Raw genomic sequence first — 8,549 nt, forward strand, 5'->3', positions numbered from 1 at the left:
GCCTCGACCCGCCGCCGACCCGTCCCGACGCGCCCGCCGCACGCCTGGAGCCGCCGAAGGCCGAGCCGGGCAGACGGCGCGCGCCGGACGTCGACCCGGCCGAGGAGACCACGGTCGTGCCGCCGATCGTGGCGGACTTCCCGGCTGAGCCGTCCCGGCCCAAGCCGCCGAAACCCCAGGTCGCGCCGGAGCCGTCGCGGTCGAACCTGGTGCGCCCCGCGCCTGGCGCCGGCAAGCCTCCCGCCGGCAAGCCGCCGGTGGTGAAGCCGCCCGCGCGCGAGCCGGTGACCGAGGTGCTGCCGCGCATCCCGGACAAGCTCACGCCGAACGTGCCGCTGGAGTCGCTGCCGACCGAGTCGGTGCTGATCGTGCCGCCCGCGCCGCCGAAGCTGCCGGACCCGCTGCCCGACCAAACCGCCGACGACTGGTTCGGCGACGACGACGAGCCCGGCGCGACCGCCGAGCCGGAGAGCACCCAGTTCCACCCGTACGTCGACCTCGACGAGGACGACGAGGACGACTACGACAGCCGCCGCGACTTCCAGCGGCGCGACTTCGACGACGAGCCCGCCGGCCTGGCCGACGTCGACGTCGACGTCGAGGACGAACGGCCCGCGGACCGCTCCGCCGGCAAGGAGTGGCTGGTCATGGTCGGCCAGCTCGCCGTCGGCGTGATCGGCGGCGCGGCGCTGTGGCTCGGCTTCAACTTCCTGTGGAGCACGGCCGCGCCCGCCGCGCTGGTCGTGGCGCTGGGCGTGACCGTCGGACTGGTGATGATGGTCCGCAAGATCCGCCGCGCGGACGACCTCCAGACCACCATCCTGGCCGTGCTCGTCGGGTTGATCGTGACGGTCTCCCCGGCCGCGATGCTCCTGGTGAAGTCTTGATCCCGGTCGGCCTGTCCACCGCGGCCGTGTGGCCGCAGCCCGCCGGCGCCGCGTTCGAGGCCGCCGCCGACCTCGGCTACGACGGCGTCGAGGTCATGGTGTGGGCCGACCCGGTGAGCCAGGACGTGAACGCGCTCCGGCGCCTGGCGAAGAGCAGCGGGGTGCCGGTGCTCGCCGTGCACGCCCCGTGCCTGCTGATCAGCCAGCGCGTGTGGTCGCCGGACCCGGCGGAACGGCTGCGGCGCAGCGTGCGGGCCGCGAGCGACCTCGGCGCGCGGACCGTCGTGCTGCACCCGCCGTTCCTGTGGCAGCGCAAGTACGCGGACGGGTTCGCCGACCTCGTCGCCTCGCTGGAGGACTCCAGCGGCGTCGCCATCGCGGTGGAGAACATGTTCCCGGTCCGGCGCCCCCTCGGCCGGGGGCGGTCCGTGCAGGTCACGGCGTTCCGGCCGTCGATCGACCCGACCGACGTCGGGCACCGGAACTACACGCTGGACCTGTCTCACGCGTCGGCCGCGCACACGGACGTCATGGAGATGGCCAAGCGCATGGGCGACGGGCTCACCCACGTCCACCTGGCCGACGGGTCCGGCCTGCCGAAGGACGAGCACCTGGTGCCGGGCCGCGGCAACCAGCCGTGCGCCGAGCTGCTGTCCCACCTGAGCCGCACCGGCTTCTCCGGCCAGGTCGTGCTGGAGGTCAACACCCGCCGCGCCCGCACCACGGCCGAGCGCGCCGAGCTGCTGGCCGAGTCCCTGCTGTTCGCCCGCCTGCACCTCTGACGCCGCCGGCCGGCAACCGGGCGTCCACGCGCCGCGCGCCGCCGTGCCCGCGAAGTCACCTCCGCTGACGCCCGGCCCAACGGCTAGGGTCTTGATCGTGAATCCGTTGCGCACGTTGGTCCTCGCCGCCGCGGGAAACGACGCGGTGCGCCGGGTCGTCGCGAGCGCGCCCGTCAGCCGCGACGTCGTGCGCAGGTTCGTGGCGGGCGAGACCACCGCCGACGCGATCGACGCGACGAGCCGCCTGGTCGGGCAGGACGGGCTGCGCGTCACCCTCGACCACCTGGGCGAGGGCACCGCGGACCGCGGCACGGCGGAGCGGACCGTGCGCGCCTACCTGGAGCTGCTGGACCAGCTGCACGACCTGGGCCTGGCCGCCGACGCCGAGGTCAGCGTGAAGCTGTCCGCCGTGGGCCTGGCCCTCGGCGAGACGTTGGCGCTCGACAACGCGTCCCGGATCTGCGCCGCCGCCGAGCAGGCGGGCACGACGGTCACCGTCGACATGGAGGACCACACCACCACCGACGCGACCCTGCGCGTGCTCGCCGAGCTGCGCCGCCACTGGCCGTGGGCCGGCGCGGTGCTCCAGGCGTGCCTGCGCCGCACCCTGGACGACTGCCGCGAGCTGGCGGGCACCCGCGTCCGGCTGTGCAAGGGCGCGTACGCGGAGCCCGCGTCGGTGGCCTACGTCGACCCCCACCAGGTCGACCTCAACTACGTGCGCTGCGCCAACGTCCTGCTGGCCGGCTCCGGCTACCCCATGTTCGCCACCCACGACCCGCGCCTGGTCGAGATCGTCGGGGAACGCGCCCGCTGGCACGGCAAGTCGGTCGAGGACTTCGAGTTCCAGATGCTGTACGGCGTCCGGCCCGGCGAGCAGCTGCACCTCGCCGCGGAGGGGCACGTCGTGCGCGTCTACGTGCCGTTCGGCGAGCAGTGGTACGGGTACCTGGTGCGCCGGCTCGCCGAGCGGCCGGCCAACGTCGCCTTCTTCCTGCGCTCGCTGGTGAGCCGTTCGTGAGGAGCCCTGTGTCCTTCTCGGTAGCCAGTGCGGTCCGCCCCCTGGGCGACGGCACGTACACCGCGTCCCTGCCCGCGGAGTGGACCGTCGGCCCCAAGCCGCACGGCGGGTTCCTGCTGGCCCTGGTCTCGCGGGCGGCGGTGGACAGCGCCCGCGCGGCCGTGCCCGCGGCCGACGACCTCGCGCCCCTCGCCGTGAGCACGCAGTTCCTGCGCGCGCCGGAGGTGGGGCCGGTGCTGCTGCGCACGCAGGTGCGCAAGGCGGGCCGGACGGCGACCGTGGTGACGTCGACGCTGGAGCAGCGCGGGCGCAGCTGCGTGGAGGCCGTGGTGACGGTCGGGCGGATGCCGACGGCCGCGCCGGACTACGTCGACCTGCCGGACATGCCCGCCGCGCCGCCGATCGACGCGATCGACCTGGCCTCGATGGGCGCGGGCGGCGTGTACAAGCTGGGCTCGGTGTGCGACGTGCGGCTGGACCAGGAGGGCGCCGGGTTCCTGAAGGGACGCGTCGGCGACCCGCTGGTGCTGCGGCTGTGGGTGCGCCCGCTGGCGGAGCGGCCGGACCCGTACTTCGCGCTGGTCGCGGGCGACATCTCGATGCCGGTGACGTTCAACCTCGGCCGGTTCGGGTGGTCGCCGACGGTGCAGCTCACGGCGTTGCTGCGGGCCAACCCGGCGCCGGGGTGGCTGCGCGTGCGGGTGTCGTGCAGCGCGGTGCACGGCCAGTGGTTCGACGAGGACGCCGTGGTGATCGACTCCGCCGGGCGGCTCGTGTGCCAGGCGCGGCAGCTGGCGCTGACCCCGGCCGTCTGAGCGCCCGGTCCGGGCCGCCGAACCTCTGACCTGCGCCGCCGAACCCCCGACCACCGGATTTCGGCTTGTGGAGGCGTGGCAGGCTTGGCGCATGACGACCATCGCCGTGCTGGGGGCTGGCAAGATCGGGGAAGCCCTGCTGTCCGGGCTGCTCCAGGGGGGCCGCAAGGCCGATGAACTGCTGTTCACCGAGAAGCACCCGGACCGGGCCGCCGCGCTGACCGCCCGCTACGGCGTCGAGGGCGTGGACGTGCCCGCCGCCGCGCAGCGGGCCGACGTGCTCGTGGTCGCCGTCAAGCCGCAGGACATCGAGCCGCTGCTGGACGAGCTGGCGCCCGTGCTGAAGCCAGGCACGCTCGTCGTGTCGCTGTGCGCGGGCCTCCCGACGGCCCTGTACGAGCGCAGGCTGCCCGACAGCACGCCGGTGGTCCGGGTCATGCCGAACACGCCGATGCTCGTCGGCGAGGCGATGAGCGCCATCTCCGCCGGCCGGTACGCCACCGACGACCACCTGAACCTGGTCGAGGAGCTGCTGACCACGGTCGGCCAGGTCGCCCGCGTGCCGGAGAGCCAGCAGGACGCCGTCACCGCGCTGTCCGGCTCCGGGCCCGCCTACTTCTTCTACCTGGTCGAGGCCATGATCGACGCGGGCATCCTGCTCGGCATCCCGCGCGACCTCGCCGGTCGGCTGATCATCCAGTCGGCCGTGGGCGCGGCCACCATGCTGAACGAGGGCGACCAGCACCCGGTGATCCTGCGCGAGGCCGTCACGTCGCCCGCCGGCACCACCATCATGGCCATCCGCGAGCTGGAGAAGCACGGCGTCCGCGCGGCGATGCTGGCGGCCATCGAGGCGGCCCGCGACCGTTCGGTGGAACTGGGACGCGACCACCAGGCGGACTGATACCGCCATTGGCCGTCGCACCAGTCCCACGTGTCCCGTTACCCTCAGAGGAGCACGTGCGTGTCGAACCGTCGGTGGGGAAGCCGACGGCACGACGCGTGTCGAAGGACGCGGTGATCCATGCCTGCGGAGGAGAAGTCGCTCGGTCAAGTCAGATTCATGACGGTCGCCGAGGTCGCGCTGATGATGCGCGTGTCGAAGATGACGGTGTACCGGCTGGTTCACTCGGGTGAGCTGACGGCGGTGCGCGTGGGCAAGTCGTTCAGGGTGCCGGAGAAGGCGGTGCACGAGTACCTGCGCAACGCCTACTTCGACGCCGGGTGAGAGCCGGTGCGGGCGGGCGGGTAAACTCATAGGCCGTTCGTGCCTGGTGTCGGCGCGCCCACTTGACGGGTGTCTCCACCGGCGCGTGGAGACCACCAACGTCTAGTAGTGAAGGAACCCGCATGGGCTCGGTCATCAAGAAGCGCCGCAAGCGCATGTCGAAGAAGAAGCACCGCAAGTTGCTGCGCAAGACGCGGGTTCAGCGCAGGAAGCGCGGCAAGTAACCCCTGCGGGTTCTCGCACCGCCAGTCCCCGGCCAACCGGCCCGGGACTGGCGGTGTTGTCGTTCCAGGGCCCCTCGCGCGGCTCCACGACCACCGCGCGCGGCGCCGGCCCGCACCCCGCCATCCGGGTGATTCACCGGTAGAGGCGTGGTGACCTGCGTCAAGACCGCGTTCCGCCGGCGATCGCGACTTCGGCAACCCGGCTAGCATCGTGCGAGTCGCACCACCCGCGCACAGGGAGTCGCATGGCGCCCAAGGTCGTTCTCGTCACCGGTTGCAGCCGCTACCTCGGCGGCCACCTCGCCGCGCGCTTCGCGGCGAACCCGGACATCGAACGCGTGCTCGGCGTGGACACCGAGCCGCCGTCGCGCGACCTGCTGCGGCGCATGGGCCGCGCCGAGTTCGTCCGGGCCGACATCCGCAACCCCCTCATCGCGAAGGTCATCGCCACCGCGCACGTCGACACGGTCGTGCACGCGTCGGTGACCGCGAACCCGGCCGGCCCGACCGGCCGGACCGTGATGAAGGAGATGAACGTCATCGGCACGATGCAGCTGCTGGCCGCGTGCCAGAAGTCGCCGCACGTGCGCAAGCTGGTCGTGAAGTCGACCAGCGCGGTCTACGGGTCCAGCTCCCGCGACCCGGCGGTGTTCACCGAGGACATGGGCCCGAAGGACCTGCCGTCCAGCGGGTACGCCAAGGACGCGGTCGAGGTCGAGGGGTACGTGCGGGGCTTCGCCCGGCGCAGGCCGGACGTCGACGTGACCGCCCTGCGGTTCACGAACTTCATCGGCCCCCGCATCGACACCGTCCTGACCAGGTACTTCGCGCTGCCCGTCGTGCCGACGGTGCTGGGGTACGACGCCAGGGTGCAGCTGCTGCACTCCGAGGACGCCCTGGCCGTGCTGGAGCGCGCGGCGCTGCACGACCTGCCCGGCGTGTACAACGTCGGCGGTGACGGCGTGCTGCTGCTCTCCCAGGCCATCCGCCGGGCGGGGCGCGTGAACCTGCCCGTGCCGAGCGTCGCGGTGCCCACGATGGGCCGGTTCTTCCGCGGCGCCCGGCTGGTGGACTTCTCCCCGGACCAGATGCGGTTCCTGAACTGGGGCCGGGTGGTGGACACGACCCTGCTGAAGCGGGAGTTCGGCTTCACGCCGAGGTGGACCACCCAGCAGGCGTTCGACGACTACGTGAGCGGTCGCGCGCTGCGCCCGCTCATCGACCCGGAGCTGGTGGCGGCGGTCGAGCGGCGCGTGCTCGACACGGCGGCCAGGTTCCGCTAGACGGCACGCCGGCGGAGTCGGCAACCAGACGGAGGAGGTGGACACGTGGCAGAGGCGCGGGTGATCCCGTTGCACGGTGCGGACCGGGAGGCTCCCCGACGACGGCGGGGGTCGGCGGAGCACGCGCGGGCCGCGGCGGCGTCGCTCGCGGAGCCGACGGCGTCCGGGCCCGAGTCGTCGGGGCCGGAGTCGTCCGGGCCCGAGTCGTCCGGGGCCGAGTCGTCCGGGGCCGAGTCGTCCGGGCCCGCGCGGGAGCCGTCGCAGGGGGCGCACGCCGCGGAGCCGACGCGCGCGGGCTGGGAGGACCGCCTGGCGGAGTTCGTGGGCTTCGCCCGCCGCCGCCTCCAGGGCGACTACCAGGTGGACGAGTTCGGGTTCGACCCGGACCTCACCGACCACGTGCTGATGCCGCCGCTGCGGCCGCTGTACGAGAAGTGGTTCCGGGTGGAGACGATCGGCATGCACAACGTGCCGGGCGAGGGCGGCGCGCTGATCGTCGCCAACCACTCCGGCACCCTGCCGCTGGACGCGACGATGACCGCGTTCGCGCTGCGCGCCGACCACCCGAAGCACCGCCACCTCCGGATGCTCGGCGCGGACCTGGTGTTCAAGACGCCGGTGCTCGGCGCGTTGGCGCGCAAGTCCGGGCAGACCCTGGCGTGCAACCCGGACGCGGAGCGGCTGCTCACGTCCGGACAGCTCGTCGGCGTGTGGCCGGAGGGCTTCAAGGGCATCGGCAAGCCGTTCAAGGACCGCTACAAGCTCCAGCGCTTCGGACGGGGCGGGTTCGTCTCGGCGGCGTTGAACACCGGCGTGCCCATCATCCCGTGCTCGATCGTCGGCGCCGAGGAGATCTACCCGAAGATCGGCGACATCAAGGCGCTGGCCAGGCTGTTCGGCTTCCCCTACTTCCCGGTGACGCCGTTCTTCCCGTGGCTGGGGCCGCTGGGCGCGATCCCGTTGCCGTCGAAGTGGTACATCGAGTTCGGCGAACCGATCCGGACCGACGTGTACGGCGAGCACGCGGCGGACGACCCGATGCTGGTGTTCAACCTGACCGACCAGGTGCGCGAGACGATCCAGCAGACCCTCTACCGGCTGCTCACCCAGCGCCGCAACGTCTTCCTGGGCTGAGCCCCGGGCGGTGCGCCCGCCGGCGTGGTCAGCGGTCGCGGCGGCGGTAGGCCAGGGTGGCGGCCACCGCGCCGGCCAGGGCGCCCGCGCCCAGCACGGACGGCACGCCGATCTTGGCCGCCTTGCGGCCGGTGCGGAAGTCGCGGATCTCCCAGCCGCGCTTGCGGGCGGTCTCGCGCAGGCCCGAGTCCGGGTTCACGGCGACCGCCGTGCCGACCACCGACAGCATCGGCACGTCGTTCACCGAGTCGGAGTACGCGGTGCAGCGGCGCAGGTCCAGACCTTCCTTCGCGGCCAGCGCCCGGACCGCGTGCGCCTTCGCCCGGCCGTGCAGCAGGTCGCCGACGAGCCGCCCGGTGTAGATGCCGTCCGTGTGCTCCGACACCGTGCCGAGCGCGCCGGTCAGGCCGAGCCGCCGGGCGATGATCGTCGCGAGCTCCACGGGCGTCGCGGTGACCAGCCACACCCGCTGCCCGGCGTCGAGGTGCATCTGCGCCAACGCCTGCGTGCCGGTCCAGATCCGGTCGGCCATGAGCTCGTCGTAGATCTCCTCGCCGAGCGAGATCAGCTCGGCCACCGACCGGCCCGCCACGAACGACAACGCCTGCTCGCGCGACGCCGCGACGCTCTGCGGGTCCTCGCGGCCGCCGACCCGGAACTTCAACTGCTGCCAGGCGAACCCGGCGAGGTCGGAGTTCTTGAAGTACTTGCGCGCGGCCAGGCCGCGGGCGAAGTGGAAGATCGACGCGCCCATCATCATGGTGTTGTCGACGTCGAAGAAGGCGGCGGCGGTGAGGTCGGTGGGCGCGCTCCCGGCTGGCCCGACCACCGCCAGCGCGGCTTCGGCCGAAGCCTCGCCGGCCAGGGCGGCAAGCCTCTCCCGCTCGGCCGAGCCCTCCACCACACGCCTTTTCACCACGTCAGCGCCTCCCGCGGTCCGATGGTGGACAGGGTAGCGATCAGCCGCCGAGGCCGGGCAGGGGCAGCGACGGGAGTGTCACTGTGGGCAGCGGGAGGGGCGGACCGGGGGACGTGGTGGTAGGCGACGGCGCGGGCGTCGACGGCGCGGTGGTCCGCGCCGGCACGCCGTCCGACGTGCTCGTGCCGGGTGTGGCGCCGGGCGCGGGCGGCACGACGGCCGACGCCGAGCCCAGGTCCGATGTGGACGGTGGCGC

9 protein-coding genes and 1 pseudogene are annotated in these 8,549 nt (G+C 73.2%); 9 read left to right on the forward strand and 1 reads right to left on the reverse strand.

Features of this window, described 5'->3' with window-relative positions; translation table 11 throughout:
- The 9 genes and pseudogenes from ACFQ3T_RS31705 to ACFQ3T_RS31745 form a co-directional block, all read left to right on the forward strand.
- Positions 1–887, forward strand: a pseudogene (locus ACFQ3T_RS31705) (hypothetical protein); the annotation flags it as partial.
- On the forward strand, positions 884–1,669 hold the full coding sequence (locus tag ACFQ3T_RS31710; protein ID WP_380728983.1) for a sugar phosphate isomerase/epimerase family protein: 786 nt from the start codon (positions 884–886) through the stop codon (positions 1,667–1,669). The pseudogene ACFQ3T_RS31705 and the gene ACFQ3T_RS31710, both read left to right, overlap by 4 nt.
- Positions 1,670–1,766: 97 nt before the next feature.
- Positions 1,767–2,690: a proline dehydrogenase family protein gene (locus ACFQ3T_RS31715; RefSeq protein ID WP_380728985.1), complete on the forward strand. Its 924-nt coding sequence runs from the start codon at positions 1,767–1,769 to the stop codon at positions 2,688–2,690.
- A gap of 8 nt (positions 2,691–2,698) precedes the next feature.
- Positions 2,699–3,505: a thioesterase family protein gene (locus ACFQ3T_RS31720; protein WP_380728987.1), complete on the forward strand. Its 807-nt coding sequence runs from the start codon at positions 2,699–2,701 to the stop codon at positions 3,503–3,505.
- A gap of 91 nt (positions 3,506–3,596) precedes the next feature.
- Positions 3,597–4,409, forward strand: a complete 813-nt coding sequence (gene proC, locus ACFQ3T_RS31725) for a pyrroline-5-carboxylate reductase (RefSeq protein WP_380728989.1) — start codon at positions 3,597–3,599, stop codon at positions 4,407–4,409.
- A 120-nt stretch (positions 4,410–4,529) separates the two neighbouring features.
- Entirely contained in the window at positions 4,530–4,733 is a 204-nt protein-coding gene (locus ACFQ3T_RS31730; protein ID WP_053722699.1) for a helix-turn-helix domain-containing protein, read from the forward strand.
- A gap of 122 nt (positions 4,734–4,855) precedes the next feature.
- Positions 4,856–4,957, forward strand: coding sequence for a 30S ribosomal protein bS22 (locus tag ACFQ3T_RS31735; RefSeq protein WP_015105422.1), 102 nt, complete (start codon positions 4,856–4,858; stop codon positions 4,955–4,957).
- A gap of 245 nt (positions 4,958–5,202) precedes the next feature.
- A complete protein-coding gene (locus tag ACFQ3T_RS31740) occupies positions 5,203–6,240 on the forward strand; it encodes an NAD-dependent epimerase/dehydratase family protein (protein ID WP_380728991.1) in 1,038 nt (345 codons plus the stop codon).
- Positions 6,241–6,285: 45 nt separating this feature from the next.
- On the forward strand, positions 6,286–7,374 hold the full coding sequence (locus ACFQ3T_RS31745; RefSeq protein WP_380728993.1) for a lysophospholipid acyltransferase family protein: 1,089 nt from the start codon (positions 6,286–6,288) through the stop codon (positions 7,372–7,374).
- A gap of 28 nt (positions 7,375–7,402) precedes the next feature.
- On the opposite strand, the gene ACFQ3T_RS31750 is transcribed toward ACFQ3T_RS31745, so the two are convergent.
- Complete coding sequence (locus ACFQ3T_RS31750) at positions 7,403–8,293, reverse strand: HAD family hydrolase (RefSeq protein ID WP_380728995.1); 891 nt, start codon at positions 8,291–8,293, stop codon at positions 7,403–7,405.
- Between the last annotated feature and the right edge of the window lie 256 nt (positions 8,294–8,549).

It is taken from the genome of Saccharothrix hoggarensis (assembly GCF_042678885.1).
In the GTDB taxonomy this organism is placed as follows: domain Bacteria; phylum Actinomycetota; class Actinomycetes; order Mycobacteriales; family Pseudonocardiaceae; genus Actinosynnema; species Actinosynnema hoggarensis.